Raw genomic sequence first — 26,779 nt, forward strand, 5'->3', positions numbered from 1 at the left:
CTGGTGTTTCAGGGGGCTACATCAAGCAGATTCGGCGTCCCATACATTATCGAGAATACCTGAAGGGAGTTTATGTTTAGCTTCCAACATTGAAAGGTGTTTTTGCTCTGGGGTATTCCCTAACGCTCTATCTGCTGGATTAATTATTTTTTCAGGAGATGTTGATGGATAGTAATTGTTTAGTTTTTTTAGCAAATCATCAGAAGCATACCCCAAATGAAGATCAAGTTTTTCTTTGAGCGAAAGCGTATTCTTAAAACTTTCATCGCCGTAGGCTTTACGTAATGCATCAGCCTGATCGCCACCATTGTTAAACCCAAGAATCTTTCCCATTGTGAAGTTATCTGGCCCGTGCACCAATAGTTGCTTAACCTCTTCAACGGACTCCTTTACCATTTCTGACTGCCCCAGCCATGACTGGCCTCTTAGTGTCATGCCGTCCCATGCAGCAGAAATTTGATTTAATTGTTCTTTGAACGCTACAGCATTTTGCACTTCTTTATCACTAAGGATCAGCCCATCACGCTGCGCCTGATCTTTAAGCCGCTGAACTTCATCTGCTGAATTTCGGAATAAACTCAATAGTTCGGGGGATACCCCAAGTTTATTGATATATAAAGCCTGAATACCTGGGGTCATGGACTGAATTACTCGGTTAAGGTCGTCTGCCAGGCGCCCTACGTCCGCCAGCCCCTCCTTTGTTTTATGTATATCAATGCCCTTTTGCATCAACTGTGCTTTAAAAGCTTTATTTTCTCCCCACAAGCCATCATTTGCTTTTGTGAATAAATCACTTATTGCCGATTCGGAAGCCTCACGAACGCTACCATTTTCAATCATAGCCCCGGTAAGTTCCTGAAAGGCATGGGCCGTCATGCTGACATTCTTTGCCGTGGTATCAATGCGATAACCGTAATCTGCAAATTCTTTCAGGTTATTTTTGATGACATTGATCACTGTGGCAGCACCACCTAACCCCAGCGTTAACCCCCTACCATTTTCAGTGGGGGAACCAGATCGCCAACAAATTGCACGCTGTCTCTGGCATGACGAGATAGATTCTCGAATTTACCACCCAGTTCATCCAGCTCCTGCCGTGACGTATCGCCCCCTAACTTAAGTTTATCGCGGGCATCATCAAGAACAGGCTCTAATTGCCGCGCCGCCGCTTCAATGCGGGCGATAGAAGCACTAACCTGATCATTAGCTTTAAGCTCAAAATCAAAGGAATTACCCACTTATTCCCCCTGTTTCAACGATGATATTGAAAGAAAATCCTCAACGGTGAGTGGCTCGACGTATTTCTCTAATGCCACCAGCGCAGCGTTAAAACCAGCGTGATATCCATTGGCATCGTTATTAAGTGAACTGTAAATAAACGCCGCCATATTACGATCTTCCGTATCCAGACATTCCCAGCCAGGGTAAGCCGTAATCATTTTACGTTTGGTGTAGTGGCTGAGGTGCCGATGACTTACTGATAGAATATCGATAGCCTGCTGGTACGGCTCACCCCGTTTAATCAACTTGAGTGCGAATATGGGGTTACTCTTGGCTTCCTTACTCACCGCTATCCAATGTGAGTTGGAATGTGGTGGTTGCCTCTCCTGTTCAGCGGCTTGAGGCTCTTCACCACCAGCAAAAGCCCCACCCCGCTGCCGTACCGGAGAATAGGGACTTAATGCACTTCTGGCGGCTAAGTCGCTATTCTGTACCTCAAGATTTAAATGGCTGAACGTTCTCATAAGCATTCACCCAATTAACGAGGTGGCATATCAATGATCGGTAAGCCTGCATCCAGTTGAGATTTAATCTTTGCGGCTTCGTTCACTGGATTAGCGGCTTTACCGCTGACTAGTCGACTGTCTCCGGGCAAAACTGCACCCGTTGCACGGAATTGCTGATTGCGACGTGCGGCGGCTTGAGCCAGCGTCTCTTTGTACTCTTCATCGGCCTTACGGCGCGCATTCAGGTTATCTATCGAGTTAGGATCGGAGTCATTTATCATTTGGGTGGAGCGTGCCGCAAGCGCCTGAAGCTCATCATCAGTCAATGGCTCTTCCATTTTCTTCAACGCTTTTGTGGCAGCGTCACGGGCCGAACTAAAACCGTTTTTATCACCGTTCTGAACAGAGTAAGTCAGCGCTGTTCGTGCCTTTTCTTCATCGTCCTGAAATTCCCAGGTAGGATCGTTCTCTTCCATGAATTTTTGGGTAAATACGGATAATCCCTGCGGTGCAGATACCAGCTTCGCTTTGATTTTCTTGGATGACAGGTCAGTGTCTTTCAGCAGACGAATGGCAAGGATAGGGTTTTCCTTAGCTTCATTAGAAATAGCGACATTATGTTCACGGCTATGCTGACTGGGACGAGCAACCTTAATCGGCTCTTTTTCATCGGCAGATTGAATAACATCATTGCTGTTTGAGCCCTTGGCTTTGGAGCCGCCAAAAAGATGTGAAAAATCAAGCATGGATATTTTTCCTTTAGAGACATGTTGACGGTCGTTAATGGCCTCTCTGAATTCGCCAAAAACCAACAAACTAAAAACGCTGTGCCGTTACCCCACTATTTTGCTTAACACCTTGTCCATCAGGCGGCGGGCAACTTCATGGATTGACGGTGTGATACCAAGCTCGGAACGCTTACTCTCTTGCTCCCGTAAACGTTGTAGTGCCTCCACTTGTTTCCGTGTAAGCAGTACAGCCTGTGTGTTGGATTTACGATTCATACGATGGCCTCAACTGATTATTTATACAGTTAAATATATTGCAATAAATGCAACAATACAAAATTATATTGCAATTAAAGGGATGAAATGAACTCATCGTTCCTGTGAAGAACGCAAGATTACGGCGCTTGCCAGAACGGAAAAGGTAATCAGGGAAGATGTTTTTTGCAGCAAGGAGGATTGGTGGCGCTGATAAATGCTTCTAAAAGCATTTCTGGTATTAAGGTTTCCATCAGCACCTTTCAGATAAAGCCTTGTCTTTCAGGTTAGACAGTGGTTATCAGGGTATTCATCTACGCAGTAAGATCGATTTTCTTCTGCCAGAGTCCAAGCGATCTTTCCATACCGTGGTTTCTGTAATGTTTATTGTTAAGGTGTGAGATTAGGTAGATCGTCTGCTGTGGTCCACCAGCAGAAGGCATATTCATATGAATACACCCTGTACGTGCCGCCTCAACGGTGCCAGTCCAGAAGCTTACCTACGCTACATCCTCAGCGTGCTGCCGAAATGACCTACCAACAAAGTTGCGTAACCACTGCCGTAGAACGGATTCAGCCTACCTGATAAGCGTCAACACGACACTTGATGCACGCTTACGGGCAAACTGAAACGATTACTGGAACGGATGAAAGAGGCGAACGAGTGGGAGGGTAAAACGTAATTAGGTTCAATCCGTACACCCTAGACACAAATAGCAGGCACAAAAAAGCCCAGCTAAGCTGGGCTTCATGCAAAACGCATTATGGAGTTAAGCAGCCTTCTGCTTTTCTTTGAGCTTGCCATGCAGCTCATTTCCTTCAAACTTGCCGTCCTGCATCATATGTGGGGCCGCCTGAAGAAGTTCTTCCATTGCGACGCCCATTCGGGTGAAAACTTCAGTTACTGCGTAATGCTTCTGAGTTTTCTTGTCACTATGCGTAATAGTCATGATTTCCTCTTAGAGGTCAAGCCTCGTCATCCGAGATGGATGTCAGGCGCAGTATTTTATCACTGCGCAAAAAATTATCTACTCTTTCTTAGAAGAAGCAATATAGCGCCGTACTACATCACTAATTGTAGCAAATGGTGCCGAAAGCAAGCTTATATCGCCTTCAAAACCAAATTTCTTATAGTGGCAAGCCACTTTGTGATTCAGCGACTCAGGAATTCGAATCTCTCTACAATCGACTGCCGAACCGAACAGGTAAACAGCCCAAAGCGTAATCATGAACATGTTACCGTAAAGGGGATGGGCTACATCATCATCCTTCACGAAGGATTCAACAAAGTGAATCTCAATAACACTGTTTTCCTCATCAAAGGTACACAAAGCCGCACCTGATGGTATATGCCTTAACGGACCAGCCAGAAGTTTCAGGCAAAACTCGAACTTATCATCCCGATTACCATAGCGTGAAAAACCATGATCCCATTCAAGCTGGGCATAACCGGAAGTCAGGATCGCATAGTCTTCGTCGTTGATCGGACCAACAGCCAACGGCAATTTCAAGTTGTCTAAAAGCATTTGAAGGTTACTGATGCTCAGACTAGCAATCTGCTCTAAGTTCAACTCTATATCCTTACTAACGGCATCAAAGGTGAGCTACTTTAATGTCATTTTCGGACGATTTCCATATACATTTGTATGATTAATGTTTTTTTAAAGCGGGTCCACTAATCATATTTATAGCCTATATCTTTTATAGATGTTTAAACCAGTAGTGATCCACTAATTTAGTCACTATTTCGTTCGATTAGTTCCGTAAGACTCAGTCGTTAAACTGAGTAATGGCGGGTATTTCACAGAATAATATTTTCTATTTCAGTGAGATGGGAAAGGTCAATCAGGTGATTTGCTGACCTTTACTGAAACCAAGACTCCTATCGTAGCAGGGTGCAATTACAAGATTTGGGGAGCTCAGAACCCCGCCGCTATTTTCATAGCGTTCCCTGTATGGTCACTTTAGCCATGGAGGTTTCTAACGGTACATATGGGAAAATCTCAGTTAAAGTCGAGATTTTTCCCCTTTATGGTCAGCGCAATTTTTCGTCCGCTGATTTCATTCAGTTTTTTGGATTAATCCAAGAGTCGCAACCAGGGCGACGGCAAACGTCAGACAGTATTCAATACCCGTTAACTTATTCAACTTAGTAACAGATGCTGCCATGGCCAGACACTGGATAATGCCAAAAGATAACGCGCCGGAGCTCCCTTCAACCACCTTGCTAAAATCATTCAATAGCTGTTTCACTTTCGTTCCTTATCTAATCTCTAACATAAAATTAAAAAATATACGTCCAAGTGTTCACCTGTTCACCCTTGTCTATTTCGCTTTAATTTTCATTACGTTATAGGGTGAAGGCTTTCTTTTCAAGTATTCACTACTGTTCACCCTAACCCTTCACCCTTTGGAAGAGTTTTCACAAAAAGGTGAACAGGTGAACAGTTGGTGAATAGTTTATAAAAAAGTGTTCACCCATTAACTTACTGTTATTCATTGATTTTTTAACAGGGTGAATAGTGGTGAACACTTCGCCTATAAGTTTTATTTTTTCCCCTCTTCATTTTGGCTGCTTTGGGGTGCGTCGCATTGCGGCATCCAGTCCTCTGAATCCTCACTCAACGTAACGTTTGAGCGTAGTCCCAGCTTGGTTTTTCGCTTCTGGTACTCCTTGCCATACTCCGCCATTGCCCCGGCATATCCGTGCCGAACCGAGTTAACGATACGGGCTTGTTAAGCCCATTGGCACGCATGTAGGTAAGGTAAGCGTGATACAGGTAACGGCGTGGGCTATGCGGCACGATTTCAGCATTGCCAATAAACATGCCATCGCATAACACCGACGCCATCAGGTAGCCGCAGAAGTCCACCAGCGAATCTCCTTCACGCTTGATAGCCAGTGCCTCTTCTGATTTCTGCTGTTCGTGCAACAAACGTTTTGCCTCGTCTCCACGATTGCTGGGAAAGCGGTTTAACAGGTGACGAATGATTACGGCTAACTCGCCCTCTATCTTGTCCGATAGCTCCGTGTCACGTTCGTTTTCTGGCACAACCTCAGAGAAGTTGAAAATCACTCGCCGCCGCGATATGCCCCCGCTTCGATCACTGAATGTCATGGCGTTATTGTTCACGGCCAGTACCACCGCAGGAATGCGAGTTGAGTAAGGCGCTTTGTGTTTAGGGTCAATAGATACCTTATCCCCGCCCGTTATTGCCTTAATCCCTGCGCCGTCACCAGCGTAGCGGGTCATGTCCGGCATGAGGATGAGTGAATAACCAACCACCAGCGCCCGATCTCGCGGGTCTTCCAGCGCCTTCATACTGGCTGATACGGTATTGGCTTTACCTGCCAGCATGGTGCAGATTTCTGAAAAAACGCTTTTACCACTCCCCCCTGGTCCCGTGACTTCAAGGAACAACTGCCAGTCATAACGGTTGGCCAACACCATGAACAGCGCTGACAGGACGCGATCGGCTTTCCGTTTATTGTTGCCAACGGAACGGCTCAACCATTTCCAGAAGCTGGGCGCATGGGTCGCCAGCGTTTCCCCCTCTGCTGGGGCGCTGAATGGCAACTCACTGGCAATCAGTAACCAATCCTCTTGGCTGTGGTCGCGGAATTGCCCAGTACGGGTATCAAATACACCGTTACTGAACCCGATAAGATTACGGGCGGTCGCTCCCATGACTGGCAGACTAAGCTTCATGGTTTCCACTGCCGACTTAATAGCGTTCTGCGAGTAGGCTATCTCCGCATCGATAAAGATTTGCGCCATTTCTCGCTGCAAGTCCTTATCGGCCACTGGCTCCCATATCACGCCGTTATAGTGATGAACGGTGTCAGAATCGCCGTGTACAGCTAAAGCGCCGCCATAATGCGCCCTTAACACTTCACCGCGTTGGCTGGCTCCCATGCGGGAAAGGTCAGTTACCCCTATATCCTGCGCCTTCTTCTTTGGCGAGGATGAAGGAAATACTCGGTTAATCCGCTCATCGTCACAAAGCTGGGCTTTCACATCCTCCTGACCAATAATTCCGGCCACCAGCGCCATACGCTTTTCACGCTGCTTCTTTGAGTCAGTCGCTACCAGTCCCTGATCGCACAACCATTCGTAAGTGGTTTGGGTGGCATCCGCCAGCTTATGGAGTTCTACGGCTAATTTCCCATAACCTTTGGTACTGTCACTATGTCGTTGTATTGCCCGTGCTACGTCTTTCGGTTTCAGCACATGACCATTAACCCACAGATACAGGCAGGAAAATAAGGCGTCTGACATGGCTTCCCGACGCTTCACTTTTGTGGACATGCCTGACCTCCATCTATGCAGGTAAACTCGGCAAGAAAGCGGTTATCGGGATAAACACACTCCGCTGAATAACCATCACGCACAAACGTTACACGGTTAAAAGTATTCGCCATGACAGTGACGCATTGGCCGTTCTTGTCCTGATAGCGATCATTTGGTTGAGGCTGGCGCATTGCGTACCTCCATCGCTTTATCAAGATGATTAATGGCACCAGCCACCAGCGACAGAACGGCGGCAACAAGGTTAGCGTCCTCTTCGTCCCGTTCCTCACTCGGTAAGGCGTCAAGCCACATTGAAAGCACCGCTCTGGCCTGCTTGTTCATTGCATTGGCATGTTCAACGCATGTAACGACTTCAAGATGTTGTCTGTTCATGGCTGAATCCCCGCGCCTATTTCCTCAAAGCACGTAATGGCGTAGATACCATCAACCCACAAATAAACTTCGTGCCGTTGCTGCTCATCGGTGATGTGGGGTATGACCTCAGTCAATAGGTGCCGTAATCCCGCCTGAGCGCGTAACAGACGACTACGCGATATATTTTCCGGCGTCGCAGGTACTGGCGCACAAATGGAGCCAATCAGGGCGTTAACACGCCACTGATCGTCGTAGTAAGCATCCAGATTGATTTCTTTCGCCTTTAATGGAGAAAAGTCACGGATAAACGCATCCCGTGGGTAGCTATGGCTGGCTTCCGGGTACTGTTCATAGGAGAACACAACACTCTCCGCCGTTTGCTCCCGGATAACCACCGACATTTCGTTATTATTTTCTACGAAACGAGCGCCTACAGATATCAACTCACGCATGGCGCACCTCCGTAGAAGTAGGGGATATTGGCTTAAGGTGGCTTTCAATCACCTGTAGGTTGTCTTCCACCAGCATCACCATTACAGATACCTGGCTCATGGCGCTGCGCATTCTGGCGTTAACAGGGTCACGTATCCATTCAAGATCGCGTCTGGTGTCGTACTGCCTACTCCATGCCATTGCGATGAATTCCTGGTGTTTGGCCAGTTCATCAAAGTACGTGCGTAACGTGGTAAGCGCCTCTTCTGGCGTCTTTTCAGGGGAAAGTAATTTCCCGCTGACAACATGCGGAGCGATAGGGTTAACCATGTGTCACCTCCACCAGCTCAGCTTCTGCCCTTTCCAGTATTTCAGCGACGGCTTCAAGTGCATTTTCTACAACGGGATTGTTAATGTCCTGCGAGGCTATCAACGTAATTATTGCCTTAGCGTGAACGATCTGAGTATGCGCTTCGTCCGCATGATTGATGTGTTTCTTAAGCATGGCCAGCCTCCCCTTGAACCGTGATTTCCGATGTATGGAAGGCTTGGTGAAGGCTATTCAGCCGTTCCGCTAACACGAAAATTAAAATCTCTTTAGCTTCGGGGTTACTCAGTTCAACAATGGCATAGGCCAGCGCACGGCACTGATCGATAACCTCTTCCAGTTCCAACGGCGTGTTATCAAACATGGCGCGCCTCCTGCGTTTCGGTTTCAACAACGCAGATAGGCATGTTGATTTCCGCCATACCCACCAATGGAAGGCGTGCAGCCAGAGAAAGGATGAAATGCGGGGCCAGAATACGGCGGGCTTCACGCTCGGTTGCGGCCTCAACGGACAGGCGACAAGGCTTGGCCTTATTGTCATGTCGGTTAAGAGCGAGAAATCGCCATGTAAATTTAGGGTGAGTTTGGGTACACTTCGGCGTAGCCATAGCGTTAGTCTCCATAACGTTTGTGGTTAGAGGCCCGGTTAGTGTTAGCGCACTGCCGGGCTTCGTTGTTTTGCTCACTAACTCAAACAAGGTGAACACCACCAATATATTGACAGGTGAACACCACGTCAATACTTGATTTGAGATTTCTATCAGGCATACTGAACACCACCAAATGTACGGAGATTCAGTAATGGCAACGGGTAGAAGGAATAACAAATCACTGCAAGTCTCAGTCAGGCTACCACTGGAAGATTTGGAGTTAATCGAAAGCGTCAAAGAGTCCGACGAGAGTACAGCAGGTTTTCTTATTGCCGCCGCCAAAGGCGAGATCAAACGCCGCCAGCGTAGACAGCACAAAAAACCAACCAATGGGGATGCTGAGTAATGCTTAAGAATCGCTTTACCAGAGAACAAGCTATCGATCAGATGAAAGTCGAACTCTCCCCCTTCGTAGTCAACGCAGATAAGGCATGTAGTACCGATCCAATAAGTTATAAAATCTTTGTTTCTGCCGATGACGATAGGTATATCGAACACGGTGAGTTCGGATACAAAGACTATTCGAAACCAGATGTACTCTTGCCCCGGCTCAGAAAAATCAAAGAATTTTTGATCTCCTGAAAACACAGGCAATTGATTTATAAGCAAAGCGCAAAATTGCGCTGGCGCTGAATGGTTATTTCGCCCATTGACCAGATCGATCAACGTGTTACTCTGGACATGCTTTAGTTTTGTGCAGTGACATGAGCGGCCTGGCGTGGCCGCTTTTGTTTTATTTAGCATCAGCCCCCCCCAGCAGACGTTTAGCCAGCCAGCGCTGGGCCAGTTCAGTTAATTTCGCCTTGCGGGTAATCGTCGGCGTATCCAAATCCAACAGCGCACAATCACGATTCCCCAAATAAGCTAACAACGCCAGTTGGTCAGCATTCATGTGGTCACGCACCTGCTTAATTGCGATACCTTTCTGTTTCGCCCAGGTTCGTGGGTGTACGCCCAGCACAAGGTCATTCAGGAACGAACATTCATTGCTGTAGGCAAAGCCGTGCTGCTTGTCTCCGGTGCGCTCGATATAGCCCTTCATCGCATTAGCCATGCTTTTGTGGTCTTCACAAGCTGCTACGCGATTTTTTCGCCAGTTCAGCAGGGCAACCTGGTGTTCCTCTGGCGCTACACGACGTAGGCGTTCTTCGCAGTCGATGAAATACTGACGAGCCTCTTTTCCGCGATCAGTACGCTCGACCATTGAAAGCTCTTTAGCCATATCGGAGGTAATTCGGTATTCAATGCGCGGGCGACCTTTTTCGGTGCTTTCCGAAAAAGTCTCGTAGTCCACATTTTCGGCAAACTTGTATTGCTCAATGCGCTGTTTGATCCATGAGGCAAATCGCTCCTTATTGCCCAGGAACTTATGTAGATTTCGTGCATCAGCCACCATATTGGCCTTTCCGTCAATGGTTCCCATAGACAACGGGATAATCTCATTGAAAATGTTTTTCTGGCTGTTTTCAGATTGAGTCTGGCCGCTGCCAGTTAAGGCAGTAATTTTTTTCTTAGTCATTTATATCGCTCCAAAGATTGGTTATTCAGAGCCGCCGCGACAGCGTTAGGGATGCTGCAATTTATTTATCGCAATGTACCGCAATTAATTTTCTTTTCGCTGATCAGGCGATTTTGCGAGTGATTGCGTATTGATTCTGTTAGGCCGACTTACGGCTATATGGGTTATTAACGTTCTCTACAGATGGCGGATTGCGAACCCACCAGAGCACATCACTAAGAAGCCAGGCACAACTATTACGGCCAAAGTGACAACGAGGAGGAAAGCGCCCTTCTTGCTCCATCTTCCAACGACTGGAACGAGAAAGGCTTGTAATTTCACCACATTCATCTTCACGAATCCGGCGATCAAACTTGAAGCCGTACTCTTCAAGAAGGTTACGGCGTTGTTCGGGGTTAGGTGGGGTAAAGATAATATTGGACATGTTGCCTCCACTGTTTTTAAGTTTGCAGAGACAGCATCTATTTTTTTATATCTTTGTTAAAGCAGCTAATACCTTAATAAGGTATTTATCCTTAATGAGGCACTTGATGAGATTAGTCTTTTAGCCAACGCCCTACGGTCGCATCATCAAAAATAACACCATTACGCCCCTGAGATTGAGCATCGGCGGTTAGTGAATTAGCTAAATTAGTTGGGCTTTCACAAACATCAGGATAGAGTATTTTCGCCATTATCTTTATTGCATTTTTTGCTGTTCCTGATGTTCTTTCCTGTCTTACTTTCTCTTCTATATTTGATACAGTTACTTTTTCTTTACCGCCATTAAGATAATTTGGAAGTTCCTCACCCTCACTGCAATTTTTTATCACCAAAAAATCAGATTTAACTATATAAAAATCCTCAACTTCGAAATGAAGCAATTCATCCGTTTCAAAAGAAACAAACATATTATTATTTACAGAACACCAAAAATCATTAAATCCTGGTTGAAAATCATATAGTTCCACTACACCAAAGGCTGAGTATGGTAACGCCCATAACCCGCTAAATTCGCATTGGTAGCTCCTTTCATTTATATATTCCCCGTCAAATCTGTTTCCGTTATAGGTTGAATAGACACGGGAAGATATATCATTAGCAAATTTCAGGTTAAAAAACTGCGTCTTTAGACGTAATGGGCTATCAAATTGTTCTTCTGTGAATCTGCTTAAATCTCTATCTTCATTTTTTACTCCATCACCGAAAAAACGAACAAATCCCGTGCCGTTTTCAAAAGAGACATATAGCTTAATCGCCCCAATTGATGCCCAATGAAATAAATCACCAACTTCGCAATTTAATAATTCAGCAGCGCGCTTGACGGGATAATATTCGCGTAATGGCATACCCATGTCGTCACCCTCAACGTCCCTAATAAGTTAGCAAGGCAGGCGGGTAGGGTTTCCCGCTTTTCAGTTGGCCGACCTAGCCTTGCTCAATCAGTTTAAGCTGTTATGCTTCCCTGAAGCAAAACAACATTCTCATGTCCACCAGCCAATACATCCAGCCGTTCTATCCACTTATTCAGTGCATCCAGCTTTTCCGGTAGGTATAGGCTACGGTTATAAATCGCCATAACCCCCGGCATTGAATGCCCTAATAGTTGCTCGACAACATGAGGGGCGATCCCCATGTTATTCATACCCGTTGAAAGCGTCCGGCGTAAGTCGTGCAGTGTCCATGCCTCAGAATGACCTAACTTTTTATAAACGCCTCTTCCCCACTGGCTGACAGCTTCAACATTCTTCTCTGTACCAAGTAAGAGGCCAGACTTGCCGTAATCCTGGTATAACTGTTCGATGAATGGCCGTAACGTTTCTGGTACTGGCCGCACAATCTTTTCACCGCCTTTACTGTGTTCTTTGGGAACCGTCCAAATCCAGGCATCACGATCCCATTCTTGCCACGTAGATAAACGTGCTTCCTGAGAACGGCAACCAAACACCGTAATGATTTTTAGTAGATGCGTGTAGTAAGGCATAAACCTGTCTCCAGCGATAATAGCCGCCCATAAATCACCAACTTCAATATCATTCAACACGCGATCCTTTTTACGCTGTTTTTTACCAACATCGGGGATTGTGAGGTCGTCTAAAGCGTTACTCACCGCGTAACGGCGAACACGGCAAAATTTCAGGGCTTGCTTACACATCTGGAAGACGTAGCCAGCCGCTACTGGCGTTTCCTTTTTGATGCGATCAAAGCACTGTAGCCAATATCGTGTTTCGCAGTCGGCCAGCGCCATTTTCCCGATATAGGGATAAATATGCTTCTTCAGTTGCGCTTCATGCCGCCTTACGTTGGCGCGATTATCTTCGGCGTACTGTTTAATCCAATACTCAAGCGCTTCTTTCACCGTTACGGGCTTTAACGTCTCTTCTGCGGTCAGAACAAGCTGATAGCGCGGGTCTTTACCAGAAGCAAGCCAGTTACGGCACTTATCACGCGCTTGTCTGGCTTCTTTAAGGCTCATATCCGGGTAACGTCCCAGCGTTACGCGACACAACTTTTCACCAACCAGACGGTAGGTAAACACCCAGCTAATGCCACCCGCTTTTGAAACCTTCGCGCTCAACCCAGCACCATCCGCATAGAACTCAATCTTTTGGCTGGGTACGCCCATTAAGTTCCGTAGCCGCTTGTCGCTCAGTTTGTTGAGTTCACCCGCCATAATGCCCCAAAGTGTTTATACAAATGTTTATACATAAATCTCTGCATAACAGCATAAACAGTAAAAAACACTGGAAAAACATACAGTAGATATTATTTTTAACCTATTGATTATTAATGATAATAGGAAAACATAAAGAAGCATGGAGACAGTAAATACAAATGTACGGCATGAACTGATACTAATCAGTTAAGCATTTGAAAAAAGGCGCTTTACCTCTTGGGTTAAGCGCCTTTTTCTTTGCCTTCTATTTAGGCAGCAGCAGCCTTATGAGCATTGCGTCCACGACGTTGTTAATGACTCATCCCTTCTTGTTTATCCGTTTCTGACGCATGAAAGAGTCGGTGCAGGTTATCTAGCCGTTCCGCTAACACGAACGTTAAAATCTCTTTCGATTCTGGATTATTCAATTCAACAATGGCGTAAGCCAACGCACGGCACTGATCGAGCGCTTCTTCGGGTTCTAACGGCGTGTTATCAAACATGACGCACCTCCTGAACGGGCAGGCGACCAGCAAAAACCATGACATGACCATCAGGGGAATGTTCCCGCGTCTGACGTTCAGTGGCAGCGATAATATGCACGACACGTTGGGAAGATGTTCCCAAAGCAAGAAAGCGATACTGAAATTCGGGGCGAGTTTGGGTAGACTGGATATCAGCCATAGTGTTAGCTCCAATAACATTGTGGTTAGAGGCCCGGTTAGTGCTCCAACACTGCCGGGTTTCGCATTTCATAGGTGAATCGCACCTATGCAACTAACATTACGCTCAAGTGAATCGCACCTCAAGGTATTTTTTAGAATTATTTTTACGTATACTGAATCGCACTTAGCACATGGAGATCCAGCAATGGCAACGGGTTCAATTAACAACAAGTCACAGCAGTTGAATGCACGGTTCCCGCACGATGTTGTTGCTGAAATGGAAAGTAGCCTTGAAGCAGGCGAGACAAAGGCGCAATTCATCATCACCGCAGTAAAAGGCGAGATCAAACGCCGCCAGCGAAAACATCCTAAAGAAGAATCTAAAGACTGAACGTTGTTGCGGATAGTGGTAGTGTAGGCTGAGCTGATTCGATCTTAATCTGGCAGGTAGCCCATATCAGAAGCAGACCTTACTAACAGCCTGTTATGTTAATTAATGGTGATCGGATGAACCAGTTAAAGTGTTGAGTCAGGTCGGAAGCAGCATATTTGCTCAATATAGATCGTCATCTTAATTCGAGGATGAAGAGTAATTGCAGTACTTCAAAACTTAGCTGGGATAGCTCCCCTCCAATACAAACTACGTACTTTCCCTAATTTTTTACGCCCCCCAGTAGACAACAGTGACTGCTCCCTTAGTATATCCTCATTGGTATCCTTACCGTTATCCTGGTTTAACGTTAATCTTATTAGGGAGACGTCTTTACCTGGTGAGAACTAGACAAAAATGACTCACCCCCTCTAGACAAAAACGTCTGGGGTGGATTCTGTAACTTACTACGATAAAAGTATAAAGTGTAGTTATAGAAAACGCGGAGACTTTAGATGACTGAACAAACGAGCGACAAAGAAAACAACAGCGCAGTTACTGCTCCAATTCATCTTGCCAAGGCTAAATCTAGCCGAGTTGCAGATGAGAAATGGGGCAAAGAAGTAATGAAGGCTGGATTCTGCTTAATACCATCACTTTTACTTAGATGCCAACAACGTCTGGGCTTAAACCCGACTCAACTCGCCGTTCTGCTGCAATTAGCAGATTTTTGGTGGGAGGCTAGCAGGAAACCATACCCAAGCAAACAAACACTCTCCGACAGATTGGGTTTGAGCACGCGCCAAATCCAGCGGTATATGGCTGAACTAGAACAGGCAGGGCTCCTTACTAGAATCGTTCGTTCTGCTGATGATAATGGTAAACTCAGCAACGAATACGATCTCTCTGGGTTAGTTAAGAAGCTCAAGGAACTAGCTCCCGAGGTTCTAAAAGCCAAAGAAGATAATAAACAAGTAACCCGTAAGGGAGGATTGAATAAATGACGGGCGTAAAAAAACCCGTAGGACGGGTTTCTTTAGTACTACTGTATTCTTTTTGTATTCTTTTGTCCCGGGAGGAGGCTCTCGCCCGCAAAGCCCGTGGCTCTCAAGGTCAATAGTATACGCTGGGGAGATAGGATGTCAATTATGACTCAAAAAGATAGGGATATTGTTCGTCTTGCACTGTCGCATGCACGTATGTCTACTTACGATGCTGCGGTGTTAGACGGTGGTAAGTCAGCACTAGAATTATATTCCTGGAACGCACAAGTGTCTGCCGCGTTATTCGCGTCTCTTCAGATATGTGAGGTAGTTATGCGCAATGCTGTGTCTGATGCGCTGGAGGTTATCTATGGTCAAAAGTGGCCATGGAACCAAACATTCGAGATCAGTTTACCCTACGGCAGGATGCAAGACTTGATCAAGGCAAGAGAACAGGCGATGACCACGGGTCAGGTTATACCCGAGTTAAGTTTCTACTTTTGGCAACACATGTTCACTAACCGACACTATGGACGTATCTGGAGCCAGCACATTGAACGCATCTTCCCTAATATGGAAACTGGGACAGCAAAACAAGCAAAGCGAATTCATATTCATGATGAACTTGAACACATCAGAAATTTGCGCAATCGAATTGCTCACCATGAACCAATTTTTCAGCGTGATCTTGAAGATGATTTTAAAAGAATTGTTAATCTGATTAAGCTAAAATGTCCTGTAACAGCAAAATGGCTGACGAAAAACAATATTTTTACAACGATTTATGCGCAAAAGCCCTAGTTATATTTACCCCTGTTGGTCTAATAGTAGGCCAATCTTTCTTGCCACAAATAATCGCTATCATTCTTATAGAAACGAACCAGCCCTACGTAGTTAAAAAGACATAAAAGTGCGGCTTAAATAATGATGGCAGTTTTTCGCTAAACTCTAGATCGGAAATATTCGGGTAAAAATGCCATTAATCTTTAAAGGTCTTCTTGCATTCATTCCTGAAAGGATTACGTCCGTCCCTCTCCTCACCTAACCACCAAATTCAGTCGCCCCGACCACAAAACACAGTCGGGTTTATAAGCGGCCAACCCAGAATCAAAACACCTCAACCAGCTCAAATTCTTCGAACACCAGCAGCATATCTGGGGCGAAGGAGCCTCCTCTTTCAAAAAAATCTTGATGTGCTTGTCGCCAGAAAGCCAGGCTTTTATCCCCTTCGCCCTCTTTCGCCGCCATCTCAGCGGTGACGTCGCAGTAGCGCACCAGCGTTAACGAGCGCGTGCGAATGACGCAGGAAGGCTGTCCGGCACCGTCCAGAACGATGTTGTAATCGCCGACCTGTGGCGTATCCTCGTTTTTAAACGCGTGATACGAGCTACAGGTTGCGGTTTTATGCCCTTCCAGTACCAGTTGCAGCAATTCATCCGCCAGCGCGGGGCTGTCACCAAATGACCAGCGCAGCGCGTCTGGGTATTGCTCTAATCCTTGTTTATGGCTCATCATCTTCCTCTGTTATACGGCTATGATTGCTCTGTTTTCTCACGCCATGATAGCCATAAAGCGACCATCAGGTAATATCCACTTCTACCCAGAGCGCGGCATGGTCGGACGCCGCCGTGTCCCATGAGGTGACTTCCGGTAGCGGCGTAACAGGTTCTGCGCCCTCTTTGGCGGCAATCTTGTCGATATTATAAATGCCCCGACGCTCAACGCCCCACTCCACCACAGCCTGATGTAGCGGCGCAGACAAGAATATGTAGTCCAGTTGGTTTAACCGAGCCCCTTTCTTTCCGCCAGCAAAATAGTAGGTATAGCGCTCTTTTTCTGGGCGTTCAGGGTCGATAACCGGGTGTAAATCCGACAGAGAAAACAGCGGAGCCAAACTGTGCCAGGGGTTTGACGAATCCTCGTTCAAATCGCCGAGAATGACCACGTAGTCCTTCTTGAGATCGTAAGTCTGTTGAACAATCTCCGCGACACGTTCGGCCTGATCGCGGCGTTTCTCCGCGCCACGCTGTCGTTCTTCTTCCGTTTGGCCGCTCTGGCTTTTGAAATGGTTACACAGGATATAAATCGGCTGTTTGAGACCGGCATCCAGCGTCACTTCGAGACAATCCCGACTAAATACGGGATCGAAATGCTTTCCGGCATCAAAAATATGCGTGCGGAGCTGGGCAATCCGATAGCGCGTCAGGCAGGCGACATCAATACCGCGTGGATCGTTCGGGCTGTCGATCATCACGAACTGGCTGAATTTATCGTCCCCCAGCACCTGATTGTTGAAATCACGCAGGACATCCATGTTTTCGACCTCAACGGCGCACAGAATGTCGGCGTTAAGCAGGGTAATAATCTTGCCCGTATTCTTACGCTGCTGACTGCTGAACTCCTGCGCCTTAAACACGATTTCGCCGATCCAATCCCCGCGTCCCCGGCAACTTTTATTAATTCGGAATCCGGTGCCGGCGTCCTCTTTTTTCCATCGCCCCAACGTACCTGCGTCAGTACGGATATCAATATAAGGGCGCAGTGCGATAGAAAGGCGGAACACCTGATCTTTCAGGGCATCATCGTATTGAGACTGTTCAAGAAGATGCTGAAGCTGCCTGACCTGCTGCAACAAGGCGTCAATCTGCTTGGAATCGGGGAGGTTGAGAATTGCGCTACGGTGGAACAGGTTCTCGACATTATAGCTGGCGATGCGGATCTTCATTGTTGTCTCCTTAACGGATAACGACAGAAGCAATAGTCCTCTTTAGCGTAGCATCTCATTGTGACAACCGAACCACGCAAAAGGTTTTATCTTTACACCGTTAAACCAGTAAAAACGTGAAAATACGTGATGATAAAACCCACCATATATACTCAAAATAATTCGAGTTTCAGGAAGGCGGCAAGAGAAGGAATCCCGATGAACTTACTCAGGTAAGTGATTCGGGTGAGTGAGCGCAGCCAACGCACATGCAACTTGAAGTATTACGAGTATAGAACGGTGATAATAGGTAATTGCCCTGGTGAAGGCGCGTTGCTCAACGACCCTATTATCACCGTTTGTATTCAACAAACCCAATGCGACGATCTGATGTTTCTTATCAAAATCAGGTGGGTATCGGCGCATCGGCCGTGATTAATTTCTGTTCCCTGAGCTCATACCAAAAGCCTTTAGGAATACTCACCTTCATCGACTGGATATTGGCTTCGACCTGCCCAGGAACACGAGCACCAGGAATAATGGCCGATACGATAGGTGGCGCAGCAGCAAATTGCAGCGCCGCAGTACGAATGTCGATACCGTGCCGATCCGCGATAGTGGCTAAACGAGCCCGCTTCTCAACCACGCCAGGAGGAAGATCATTGCTGAAGTGATAACGATTTCTCCCCCCCAGAAAACCGTCGTTAAGCGGCGTACCAACCGTCACCGTAATGCCTTTTTTCGCCAAAGTCGGAAACGTTTTAGCCAGTGTTTCCTGATGGTCGATAATACTGTACTGGCAGGCAAGTAAAACGATATCCGGTGTTGGCCCCTTGTCCAATTCAGCCCCCATCACCGCAGCATCAGCGCGGTTGATACCGAAACCCCAAGCTTTGATGAGCCCTTCCGAACGCATCTTTTCCAGCTCAGCCATCGCACCATTACGCGCAACCTCAAATGATGTCGTCCACGGTGCAGGCAATTCTGTATTATCTGGGCTGAGGTCGTGGATGTAGACGATATCAATACTGGACAACCCTAACCGTTGCAGACTGTCCTCAACAGAGCGTCGGGCACCTGCCGCGGTATAGTCATACTCATAAGAAAAGTTAAGTTTTTCCGCCCATAGCGAGTCAGGCAACGGCGCTCGACTGGGATGAAAAATACGTCCCACTTTTGTAGAAACAAGATATTGATCGCGCGGCTTGTCACGCAGAAACCTCCCGAGCCGATGTTCGGAAAGGCCGTGACCGTAGAAAGGTGAAGTATCGTAGTAGCGAACACCGCCGTCCCACGCGGCTTGTAGCGTAGAGTGTGCCTGCTCATCACTGATAGGGGCGAAAATATTGCCAATCTGTGTGCCCCCCATACCGAAGCGAAAAGGTGTCCGATAGCGGGTATCCTTCGTTGCAGGGGCATTGAGTGGTAATGCCGTACCTGTAACCCTGCCACGCGTCGGCAACACCGTTCCCTGCACCGTCAGGGGTTGAAAAGCGGAACTAACCCCATTCGCATTATCCGTTTGGGCAAACGCACGCCCAGTTGCCACAAGGGCGGCACTGCCAGCAGCCAGCTTCAGAAAATTTCTGCGTTCCATACTGAGTACCTCTTCGCCTATATCTATTGATTACGCTATGTTCACTACAGAGAAACGGTGCAAGATCGCTTGTTAACGTAAATCGGGCGCTTCACCCAGTAACGCCGGATCCCAATGCTCTACCGCTTTACCGTCTTTAATACGCCACGTGTCATACCATGTTGTGGTATAGGAACCTCCTGCTGCTTTCGGGTCACGAACAGTGCGCGGATAAAGCACCGTAACCAAATCGCCTTCCGCTACCACAGCAATAACTTTCATATTTAGCCGTTCAGGGAGTGGCTGAGGCTTAACCTTGAGCACCTTGGTAAAGTAATCCACAACCGCGGCACGACCGCTCTGGGCATTCGGGTTATGTTGTAAATACTCAGCAGAAAGGAGTTCATCCGCCTTATCCCAATGCCCCGCGTCAAGCAATTCACGGAGGATGCGGTAAACCACCTGCTTGTTCGCGTTTAGCGTGGGATCGGGACTGGTAAACAGCGCCTCAGGGTTACGGGAAACGGACGCCGGCGTTTGTGCGTATACGGCACCGATCGTGAGGCTTAATCCCAGCGTTGCCGTCAGAAACAGCGTCTTTATCATAAGAATCACCTTGCTATTGCGTGGTCGGGAATCGTGTACGGTGGTATCAGGAAATAACATTTGAGATAATTACGATGTCGTTAACTTTTTTACAAGTACGCACCAAAAAGTTAGTGTCATATGACTGAATCAGGAGAGAAACATGATGCCAGAATCCTCACCTAGTTTTACCTGTGCTGATGTGATGGCAGAAGCGTGCCCATCACGAACCATTCTGCGCGATGTGACGAGCCGCTGGGGGGTATTAGTATTGTTGGCACTACGTGAGCGCACCTATCGATTCAGTGAACTACGGCGAACAGTGGGCGGCGTTAGCGAAAAGATGCTGGCGCAAACGTTGCAAACGCTGGAGCATGACGGTTTTGTTTTGCGCGTATCACATCCCGTGATCCCGCCGCATGTCGATTACTCGTTAACGCCAATGGGCAGAGAAGTCAGCAAACTTGTCGAGGGACTGGCTCTATGGATAGAGGGCAACCTCCCCTCCATTTTACATGCCCAAAACACCTCAAATGAGGCGGATAGTCTGTTCACGCAGTAAGGTGAGCAACATCGCCAAAATGACACAAAACCACTATATTCACTTCTGATATAAACCATCACACAACGTGATTTATAAACAAATGTTTTGTCGCGTAGATTAATTATTAACAAAAGTTATAAGCGCATCGCTGCACTTCACTCACAGGAATTCATAATGAAAAAAATACGTTTTGCTTTACTGACCAGCGCCCTGCTTGCTACCAGCGTATTCGCTCATGCCGATGACCTTAGTGCCATCAAATCTGCAGGGATTATCAAGATCGGCACGGAAGGCACCTACGCACCTTATACCTATCATGATAAATCAGGCCAGTTGGTTGGCTTCGATGTGGATATTGGCCGTGCGGTGGCAGAAAAGCTCGGCGTGAAAGCCCAGTTCATTGAAGGACGCTGGGACGGCTTAATCGCCGGTATTGATGCCAAGCGCTACGATGCGGTCATCAATCAGGTTGGCATAACCAAAGAGCGTCAGGCCAAATATGATTTCTCCAAGCCGTATATCGATTCCAAGGCGGTGCTGGTTGTGCGTGGCGATAACACCACCCTCAAAGATTTCGGCGATCTGAAAGGCAAAAAAGCGGCTCAGAGCCTGACCAGTAATTACTCTAAGCAAGCCGCCAGCTACGGTGCGGACATTGTGCCGACGGACGGCTTTAACCAGTCGTTGGATCTGGTGCTCAGCGGTCGTGCCGACGCCACGTTAAACGACAATCTGTCATTCCTGGATTTCAAAAAGCAGAAACCGGATGCCAACGTGAAGATTGCGGCAATCTCAAAAGACGGTGAGCCTTCTGCGGTTCTGGTACGTAAAAATCAGGCTCCACTGGTGGAGGCATTGAATAAAGCTCTGGATGAAATTAAAGCAGACGGCACCTATAAAACGATATCTGTGCGATACTTCGGGGAGGATGTTTCTCAATAATCGCACTGTTATCAGCGCATACCGTTATCGGAGCTCGTTTTCATGCCGCCTTGGCTACAACTCATGGCAGACTCCTTCTGGAGTCTGCTTTCTGCGGGACTTAAATTCACTGTCCCTCTGGCGATTCTGTCTTTCATCTTTGGCTTAGCCCTCGGCATTCTCATCGCGCTGGTTCGCCTTTATGGCCCCAAGCCGCTGAAATGGCTGGGTGATTTCTACGTTTGGGTTATCCGTGGCACGCCGCTACTGGTACAGCTTTTCCTGATTTTTTATGGGCTGCCCAGCGCGGGAATTACTCTGGATGCGTTTCCTGCCGCACTCATTGGCTTCACCGTCAGCGTGGGTGCCTATAGCTCGGAGATCGTGCGCGGGGCCATTTTGTCTGTTCCGAAAGGCCAATGGAATGCCGCCTATTCTCTCGGTATGAACGGCAGGCAGGCGATTCGCTGGGTCATCTTCCCGCAGTCCGTTTTTGTATCGCTGCCGCCGCTTTCCAATACGTTTATTTCCTTGATCAAGGATACGTCGCTGGCTGCCGTGATCACCGTGCCGGAGATGTTCTTATCCGCTCAGCGCATCGTTTCCGTGACTTATGAACCCTTGATTCTGTATGTCGAGGCTGCGCTGATTTACCTGATGTTCAGCACCGTGCTAAGTCAGCTACAGGTGAAGCTCGAAAAGTATTATCAGCGCCACATCACGCACTAACACTTCCCGCATCAGCCCACGCCACCGCTGGGCTGATAACATTACCGCGTTCCCAGACTCTCCCTGCTCAACGGGCAATCCCATCGCTGGCAAGCCTGAAGACGCCTCACGATCTCCATTTCGACGCACTAAAAGAGGGCGCATCAGCCTCTTTGCATTTGCCACGGTGCGTACATACCCAATTAGAATTACCTACTTAGATCAATAAGCATTCCTTTTCGTCTTCATTATCAAGCAAATAGAAAATTGGCATTTTATTTGCTTTGCTCTGCTCACGTCGGCATACCGACAGACAGGTAGGGTGCACCTCATTGTGCACCGCAACACAACGGTGTACTGCAACAACAGCAGATAACTCTAGACGCTAGGATGATTATGAAAAGAATTGTGATTTCTACTCTGGTTGCTGGCGCGTCACTCTTTGCCGCCATCAATGAAGCCCATGCAGGTGCAACGCTGGACGCGATTCAGAAGAAAGGATTTGTGCAATGCGGTATCAGTGATGGTTTGCCCGGCTTTTCCTATGCGGACGCTAGCGGCAAATACTCCGGCATTGATGTTGACGTGTGCCGCGGCCTTGCTGCCGCCGTATTCGGCGACGCCAATAAAGTTAAATACACGCCTCTGACCGCAAAAGAACGCTTCACTGCGTTGCAATCCGGCGAAGTTGACGTGCTGTCACGCAACACAACCTGGACCTCCTCCCGTGACGGCGGCATGGGCATGCTCTTTACTGGCGTCACCTACTACGACGGCATTGGCTTCCTGACGCACAACAAAGCGGGCTTGACCAGTGCAAAAGAACTGGACGGTGCAACCGTGTGTATTCAGGCCGGCACCGATACCGAGCTGAACGTCGCAGACTACTTCAAGACCCATAAAATGCAGTACACCCCCGTCACGTTCGACCGCTCTGATGAAAGCGCCAAAGCGCTGGAGTCTGGCCGCTGCGATACGCTGGCATCAGATCAGTCACAGCTGTATGCACTGCGTATCAAGCTGAGCAAACCTGCTGAATTCATCGTTCTGCCAGAAGTGATTTCCAAGGAGCCGCTGGGCCCGGTAGTACGCCGTGGTGATGAAGAGTGGTTCTCGATCGTACGCTGGACGCTGTTCGCGATGCTGAATGCCGAAGAGATGGGTGTGACCTCGAAAAACGTCGACCAATTGGCAGCAAAACCCACCACGCCAGATATGTCTCACTTGCTTGGTCATGAAGGCAGCTACGGTAAAGATCTCAAATTACCGAACGATTGGGCATTCAAAATCATCAAACAAGTCGGCAACTACGGCGAAATCTTTGAACGTAATGTCGGCATGGGCAGCGAACTGAAAATTAAACGCGGCCTGAACGAACTGTGGAACAAAGGCGGGATTCAGTACGCGCCAACGGTACGTTAATTATCAGAAAACCCCGGGCGTAGTGGATCGCTGCGCCCTTCAGTACCCCCGTTTCGAGGTTCAAGCATGCTACAACGCCCAACCGTAAAAGGTGATTTATCACTGACTAATCCAGCGGTGCGCGCCTGGCTGTATCAAATTGTCGTTGTTATCGCGGTATTGGCTGTCGCAGCCTACCTGTTGCACAACACCGTGACCAATCTGGCACAAAGGGGCATTACCTCTGGCTTCGATTTCCTGAATAAAAGCGCTGGCTTTGGCATCGTCCAGCACCTGATTGACTACCAACAAGGTGATACCTACGCCCGCGTTTTTCTTGTTGGGCTATTCAATACGCTGCTGGTTTCGGCGCTGTGTATCGTGTTTGCGTCGATTCTCGGTTTCACTGTTGGTCTGGCACGACTGTCCGACAACTGGCTACTACGAAAAATATCTAACATTTACATCGAGATATTTCGTAATATCCCGCCGCTATTGCAAATCTTCTTTTGGTATTTTGCCGTACTGCGGAATCTACCGGGGCCACGCCAGTCAATTAGCGCGTTTGATGTCGCCTTTCTCAGCAATCGTGGCTTCTATCTACCCTCTCCTGAATGGGGATCGGGTGCGGCGGCATTTTTTCTTTCTCTCATTATTACGCTAGTGGTGACATGGGGCGTTTTCCGGCGTAACCAGCGCTATCACGCCTTAACCGGCCAGCCACGCAGAACCTGGCCGCTGACGTTAGGCCTGTTACTTGTACTGTGTGCACTCAGCCACCTGATTTTCGGCCCCGCCTTTCACTGGGATATGCCGGAATTAAAAGGGTTTAACTTCCGCGGCGGCATGGTGCTTATTCCTGAGTTAGCAGCATTAACCGTCGCACTCTCGGTCTACACCTCATCGTTTATCGCCGAGATCATTCGTTCAGGCATCCAATCGGTTTCCCATGGTCAACACGAGGCGGCACGTTCTCTCGGCTTACCGAATCCCGTTACGCTGCGCAAAGTCATCCTCCCGCAGGCACTACGCGTCATCATTCCGCCACTGACTAGCCAGTATCTGAATATTGTGAAGAACTCGTCGCTGGCTGCTGCCATTGGCTATCCCGATATGGTGTCGCTGTTCGCAGGCACGGTGCTCAATCAGACCGGTCAGGCTATCGAAACTATCGCCATTACCATGTCGGTCTACCTCATTATTAGCCTACTGATTTCGCTGCTGATGAACCTGTATAACCGCAAAATCGCGTTAGTCGAACGCTAAGAGGACGCCATGACGATGAACCATTATACGCAAGGCCGTCAGTCCCCTCTGTTCAAAGCGATGCTATGGGCACGGCGTAATCTCTTCTCCAGTATCAGTAATAGTCTGTTAACGCTGTTTTGCCTCTGGCTATTGTGGGTTGCCATACCGCCGCTGCTCAACTGGGCAATCTTTCAGGCTAACTGGATTGGTACAACTCGTAATGACTGTACGCGTGACGGTGCCTGCTGGGTCTTCATTCATGCCAGATTTGGTCATTTCATGTATGGGCTGTATCCAGCAGAGGAAGTCTGGCGCATCAACTTTGCACTCGCCATCGGGTTGCTGAGTATCCTGCCGATGTTCCTGAAAAGCATTCCCTATCGCGGACGCTACATTGCCGTCTGGGCAGTAGCGTATCCGCTCATTGCCTGGTGGTTGCTTTACGGTGGTTTTGGCGGGCTCAGCCGAGTGGAAACCTATCAGTGGGGCGGGCTCACGTTAACGCTGATTATCGCCGCCGTGGGTATCGCGGGTGCGTTACCGCTTGGCATCTTGCTCGCGTTAGGTCGCCGTTCCACGCTGCCGATTGTCCGTATGCTTTCTGTTATCTTCATCGAGTTCTGGCGTGGCGTACCACTCATCACCGTGCTTTTTATGTCATCTGTGATGCTGCCGCTGTTTTTAACGGAAGGCACCACGATCGACAAACTGCTAAGAGCGCTGGTCGGCGTTATTTTATTCCAGTCCGCCTATGTCGCCGAGGTAGTTCGCGGTAGCTTGCAGGCGCTACCTAAAGGACAGTATGAAGCCGCTGAATCACTGGGCTTAGGCTATTGGCGCATGCAGGGGCTGGTCATCCTCCCGCAAGCACTGAAAATGGTTATCCCAGGTCTGGTGAATACCATTATTTCTCTCTTTAAAGACACCAGTCTGGTGATCATCATCGGCCTTTTCGATCTCTTCAGCAGTATCCAACAGGCAACGGTCGATCCCACCTGGCTGGGGATGTCGACAGAAGGTTATGTCTTCGCCGCCATGGTCTATTGGATTTTCTGTTTCAGCATGTCGCGCTATAGCCAACATCTGGAAAATCGTTTTAACACCGGACACAAGTCACACTGAGGCCATCCATGAATCAGACTGCATTAACTCAATCAACCGATCACATGATTACCTTAGAGAATGTGAATAAGTGGTACGGGCAATTTCATGTGCTTAAAGATATTAATTTGCAGGTCAGGCAGGGGGAACGCATTGTACTGTGTGGCCCTTCCGGCTCAGGGAAATCAACCACCATACGCTGTATTAATCATCTCGAAGAGCATCAGCAAGGGCGAATTGTTGTTGACGGAATTGAATTGAATAATGATTTACGCAACATCGAAAAAATTCGTACTGAAGTTGGCATGGTTTTTCAACACTTCAATCTTTTCCCACACTTAACTGTGTTGCAGAACTGCACGCTAGCACCATGCTGGGTGCGCCATACACCTAAGAAAGAAGCGGAAGAGTTAGCAATGCACTATCTGGAACGCGTGCGTATCGCCGCCCATGCGCATAAATTTCCGGGGCAGCTATCTGGAGGCCAGCAGCAACGCGTGGCCATCGCACGCTCACTGTGCATGAAACCCAAGATTATGCTGTTTGACGAGCCGACGTCTGCGCTGGATCCTGAAATGGTGAAAGAGGTACTCGATACTATGCTTGGGCTGGCGCAGGACGGGATGACGATGCTCTGCGTAACGCACGAGATGGGGTTTGCAAAAACTGTCGCTGACCGAGTGATCTTTATGGATCAGGGAGAAATCGTGGAACAAGCGCCGCCGGATATCTTCTTTTCCAACCCTCGTTCAGAACGTACTCAGGCATTTCTCTCACAAATTCTGCACTAATTTGAAGTACTCTGCCTGCGTGTCCTACGCAGGCCTTCTCCAGCATCACCATTATCATGGATCTCACAGCTCGCGTTATCGCATAACTAACGCAAACTGGATGAGGTAGGAAGGTTTCTTCATCCAAAAAGCTGCCCTATGTCCCGTATTTGCTGCGGCTATCTGCCTGATACACCGCAATAAATCCACAACGGTGAGCAAATCGTTGCAGATAACTTCCCAAATTTCCCATAGCAAAAAG

General features: G+C 47.9%; 35 protein-coding genes and 1 pseudogene. 10 read left to right on the forward strand and 26 right to left on the reverse strand.

The annotated features are described in order from the left end of the window. Positions 1-21: 21 nt before the first annotated feature. The 22 genes and pseudogenes from H0248_RS02520 to H0248_RS02630 all read right to left on the reverse strand — a co-directional run bounded on the left by H0248_RS02520 (position 22) and on the right by H0248_RS02630 (position 13,625). Complete coding sequence (locus tag H0248_RS02520) at positions 22-957, reverse strand: hypothetical protein (RefSeq protein WP_180784599.1); 936 nt, start codon at positions 955-957, stop codon at positions 22-24. 26 nt (positions 958-983) lie between these two features. Next, on the reverse strand, positions 984-1,238 hold the full coding sequence (locus H0248_RS02525) for a hypothetical protein (protein WP_180784601.1): 255 nt from the start codon (positions 1,236-1,238) through the stop codon (positions 984-986). Continuing rightward, positions 1,239-1,745, reverse strand: a complete 507-nt coding sequence (locus H0248_RS02530) for a hypothetical protein (protein ID WP_180784602.1) — start codon at positions 1,743-1,745, stop codon at positions 1,239-1,241. A 14-nt stretch (positions 1,746-1,759) separates the two neighbouring features. Continuing rightward, entirely contained in the window at positions 1,760-2,473 is a 714-nt protein-coding gene (locus H0248_RS02535) for a hypothetical protein (RefSeq protein ID WP_180784605.1), read from the reverse strand. A gap of 87 nt (positions 2,474-2,560) precedes the next feature. Continuing rightward, entirely contained in the window at positions 2,561-2,731 is a 171-nt protein-coding gene (locus tag H0248_RS02540) for a hypothetical protein (protein ID WP_180784606.1), read from the reverse strand. 749 nt (positions 2,732-3,480) lie between these two features. After that, positions 3,481-3,660 (reverse strand): hypothetical protein, encoded by a 180-nt coding sequence (locus H0248_RS02550; RefSeq protein ID WP_103184891.1) that lies wholly within the window; start codon positions 3,658-3,660, stop codon positions 3,481-3,483. Between the two features lie 78 nt (positions 3,661-3,738). Continuing rightward, positions 3,739-4,281, reverse strand: a complete 543-nt coding sequence (locus tag H0248_RS02555; protein WP_180784608.1) for a hypothetical protein — start codon at positions 4,279-4,281, stop codon at positions 3,739-3,741. 490 nt (positions 4,282-4,771) lie between these two features. Then, the gene (locus H0248_RS02560) at positions 4,772-4,963 is read right to left on the reverse strand and encodes a hypothetical protein (protein ID WP_180784610.1); all 192 of its coding nucleotides are present in this window, start codon (positions 4,961-4,963) and stop codon (positions 4,772-4,774) included. Between the two features lie 294 nt (positions 4,964-5,257). Continuing rightward, positions 5,258-7,020: pseudogene (locus H0248_RS02565) on the reverse strand (DNA primase family protein). Then, complete coding sequence (locus H0248_RS02570; RefSeq protein WP_180784612.1) at positions 7,005-7,193, reverse strand: DUF4222 domain-containing protein; 189 nt, start codon at positions 7,191-7,193, stop codon at positions 7,005-7,007. Before H0248_RS02570 ends, H0248_RS02565 begins: the two are co-directional and overlap by 16 nt. After that, positions 7,171-7,395, reverse strand: a complete 225-nt coding sequence (locus tag H0248_RS02575; RefSeq protein WP_151243189.1) for a hypothetical protein — start codon at positions 7,393-7,395, stop codon at positions 7,171-7,173. Before H0248_RS02575 ends, H0248_RS02570 begins: the two co-directional genes overlap by 23 nt. Continuing rightward, entirely contained in the window at positions 7,392-7,829 is a 438-nt protein-coding gene (locus H0248_RS02580) for a hypothetical protein (RefSeq protein WP_180784614.1), read from the reverse strand. Before H0248_RS02580 ends, H0248_RS02575 begins: the two co-directional genes overlap by 4 nt. After that, positions 7,822-8,139 carry a hypothetical protein gene (locus H0248_RS02585; RefSeq protein WP_180784616.1) on the reverse strand — a complete coding sequence of 106 codons (318 nt, stop codon included), beginning with the start codon at positions 8,137-8,139 and terminating at the stop codon, positions 7,822-7,824. The genes H0248_RS02580 and H0248_RS02585 overlap by 8 nt, the downstream gene beginning before the upstream one ends. Continuing rightward, positions 8,132-8,314: a hypothetical protein gene (locus H0248_RS02590; RefSeq protein WP_180784618.1), complete on the reverse strand. Its 183-nt coding sequence runs from the start codon at positions 8,312-8,314 to the stop codon at positions 8,132-8,134. The genes H0248_RS02585 and H0248_RS02590 overlap by 8 nt, the downstream gene beginning before the upstream one ends. After that, entirely contained in the window at positions 8,307-8,501 is a 195-nt protein-coding gene (locus tag H0248_RS02595; RefSeq protein ID WP_180784620.1) for a hypothetical protein, read from the reverse strand. Before H0248_RS02595 ends, H0248_RS02590 begins: the two co-directional genes overlap by 8 nt. Continuing rightward, positions 8,494-9,531, reverse strand: coding sequence for a host cell division inhibitor Icd-like protein (locus H0248_RS22595; RefSeq protein ID WP_346014309.1), 1,038 nt, complete (start codon positions 9,529-9,531; stop codon positions 8,494-8,496). Before H0248_RS22595 ends, H0248_RS02595 begins: the two co-directional genes overlap by 8 nt. Beyond that, positions 9,521-10,306, reverse strand: a complete 786-nt coding sequence (locus H0248_RS02605; RefSeq protein WP_180784622.1) for an antA/AntB antirepressor family protein — start codon at positions 10,304-10,306, stop codon at positions 9,521-9,523. Before H0248_RS02605 ends, H0248_RS22595 begins: the two co-directional genes overlap by 11 nt. A gap of 139 nt (positions 10,307-10,445) precedes the next feature. Beyond that, positions 10,446-10,730, reverse strand: coding sequence for a helix-turn-helix transcriptional regulator (locus H0248_RS02610; RefSeq protein ID WP_005968187.1), 285 nt, complete (start codon positions 10,728-10,730; stop codon positions 10,446-10,448). A gap of 112 nt (positions 10,731-10,842) precedes the next feature. Continuing rightward, positions 10,843-11,640 carry a hypothetical protein gene (locus H0248_RS02615; protein WP_180784624.1) on the reverse strand — a complete coding sequence of 266 codons (798 nt, stop codon included), beginning with the start codon at positions 11,638-11,640 and terminating at the stop codon, positions 10,843-10,845. A 92-nt stretch (positions 11,641-11,732) separates the two neighbouring features. Further along, entirely contained in the window at positions 11,733-12,959 is a 1,227-nt protein-coding gene (locus tag H0248_RS02620) for a tyrosine-type recombinase/integrase (protein WP_180784626.1), read from the reverse strand. Positions 12,960-13,252: 293 nt separating this feature from the next. Continuing rightward, positions 13,253-13,444: a hypothetical protein gene (locus tag H0248_RS02625; RefSeq protein WP_119873435.1), complete on the reverse strand. Its 192-nt coding sequence runs from the start codon at positions 13,442-13,444 to the stop codon at positions 13,253-13,255. Continuing rightward, positions 13,437-13,625, reverse strand: coding sequence for a host cell division inhibitor Icd-like protein (locus tag H0248_RS02630; protein WP_180784651.1), 189 nt, complete (start codon positions 13,623-13,625; stop codon positions 13,437-13,439). The genes H0248_RS02625 and H0248_RS02630 overlap by 8 nt, the downstream gene beginning before the upstream one ends. A gap of 186 nt (positions 13,626-13,811) precedes the next feature. Between H0248_RS02630 and H0248_RS02635 the strand changes: the two genes are divergently transcribed. From H0248_RS02635 to H0248_RS02645, 3 genes are all read left to right on the forward strand, one after another. Beyond that, positions 13,812-13,997 (forward strand): YlcI/YnfO family protein, encoded by a 186-nt coding sequence (locus tag H0248_RS02635; RefSeq protein WP_180784628.1) that lies wholly within the window; start codon positions 13,812-13,814, stop codon positions 13,995-13,997. Positions 13,998-14,491: 494 nt separating this feature from the next. Further along, complete coding sequence (locus H0248_RS02640) at positions 14,492-14,980, forward strand: helix-turn-helix domain-containing protein (RefSeq protein ID WP_180784630.1); 489 nt, start codon at positions 14,492-14,494, stop codon at positions 14,978-14,980. A 144-nt stretch (positions 14,981-15,124) separates the two neighbouring features. After that, complete coding sequence (locus tag H0248_RS02645; RefSeq protein ID WP_205559145.1) at positions 15,125-15,760, forward strand: Abi family protein; 636 nt, start codon at positions 15,125-15,127, stop codon at positions 15,758-15,760. 306 nt (positions 15,761-16,066) lie between these two features. On the opposite strand, the gene H0248_RS02650 is transcribed toward H0248_RS02645, so the two are convergent. From H0248_RS02650 to H0248_RS02665, 4 genes are all read right to left on the reverse strand, one after another. After that, positions 16,067-16,471 (reverse strand): ASCH domain-containing protein, encoded by a 405-nt coding sequence (locus tag H0248_RS02650; protein WP_180784634.1) that lies wholly within the window; start codon positions 16,469-16,471, stop codon positions 16,067-16,069. Positions 16,472-16,538: 67 nt separating this feature from the next. Continuing rightward, a complete protein-coding gene (locus H0248_RS02655; RefSeq protein ID WP_180784636.1) occupies positions 16,539-17,684 on the reverse strand; it encodes an endonuclease/exonuclease/phosphatase family protein in 1,146 nt (381 codons plus the stop codon). Positions 17,685-18,069: 385 nt separating this feature from the next. Further along, entirely contained in the window at positions 18,070-19,260 is a 1,191-nt protein-coding gene (locus H0248_RS02660; RefSeq protein WP_219608926.1) for an aldo/keto reductase, read from the reverse strand. A gap of 72 nt (positions 19,261-19,332) precedes the next feature. Continuing rightward, positions 19,333-19,845, reverse strand: coding sequence for a nuclear transport factor 2 family protein (locus H0248_RS02665; protein ID WP_180784637.1), 513 nt, complete (start codon positions 19,843-19,845; stop codon positions 19,333-19,335). A 142-nt stretch (positions 19,846-19,987) separates the two neighbouring features. On the opposite strand from H0248_RS02665, the gene H0248_RS02670 reads away from it, so the two are divergent. The 7 genes from H0248_RS02670 (at position 19,988) to H0248_RS02700 (ending at position 26,538) form a co-directional block, all read left to right on the forward strand. Continuing rightward, a complete protein-coding gene (locus H0248_RS02670; protein ID WP_180784639.1) occupies positions 19,988-20,386 on the forward strand; it encodes a winged helix-turn-helix transcriptional regulator in 399 nt (132 codons plus the stop codon). Positions 20,387-20,542: 156 nt separating this feature from the next. Continuing rightward, entirely contained in the window at positions 20,543-21,310 is a 768-nt protein-coding gene (locus H0248_RS02675) for an amino acid ABC transporter substrate-binding protein (RefSeq protein WP_180784641.1), read from the forward strand. A 42-nt stretch (positions 21,311-21,352) separates the two neighbouring features. Next, positions 21,353-22,018, forward strand: coding sequence for an amino acid ABC transporter permease (locus H0248_RS02680; protein WP_014913817.1), 666 nt, complete (start codon positions 21,353-21,355; stop codon positions 22,016-22,018). A 375-nt stretch (positions 22,019-22,393) separates the two neighbouring features. Then, complete coding sequence (locus H0248_RS02685) at positions 22,394-23,419, forward strand: amino acid ABC transporter substrate-binding protein (protein ID WP_180784643.1); 1,026 nt, start codon at positions 22,394-22,396, stop codon at positions 23,417-23,419. Between the two features lie 66 nt (positions 23,420-23,485). After that, a complete protein-coding gene (locus H0248_RS02690) occupies positions 23,486-24,664 on the forward strand; it encodes an amino acid ABC transporter permease (protein ID WP_180784645.1) in 1,179 nt (392 codons plus the stop codon). A gap of 9 nt (positions 24,665-24,673) precedes the next feature. Beyond that, positions 24,674-25,768: an amino acid ABC transporter permease gene (locus H0248_RS02695; protein ID WP_180784647.1), complete on the forward strand. Its 1,095-nt coding sequence runs from the start codon at positions 24,674-24,676 to the stop codon at positions 25,766-25,768. Between the two features lie 8 nt (positions 25,769-25,776). Beyond that, on the forward strand, positions 25,777-26,538 hold the full coding sequence (locus H0248_RS02700) for an amino acid ABC transporter ATP-binding protein (RefSeq protein ID WP_075277773.1): 762 nt from the start codon (positions 25,777-25,779) through the stop codon (positions 26,536-26,538). Positions 26,539-26,779: the final 241 nt, after the last annotated feature.

The organism is Pectobacterium brasiliense, from assembly GCF_013449685.1.
GTDB lineage: Bacteria > Pseudomonadota > Gammaproteobacteria > Enterobacterales > Enterobacteriaceae > Pectobacterium > Pectobacterium brasiliense_A.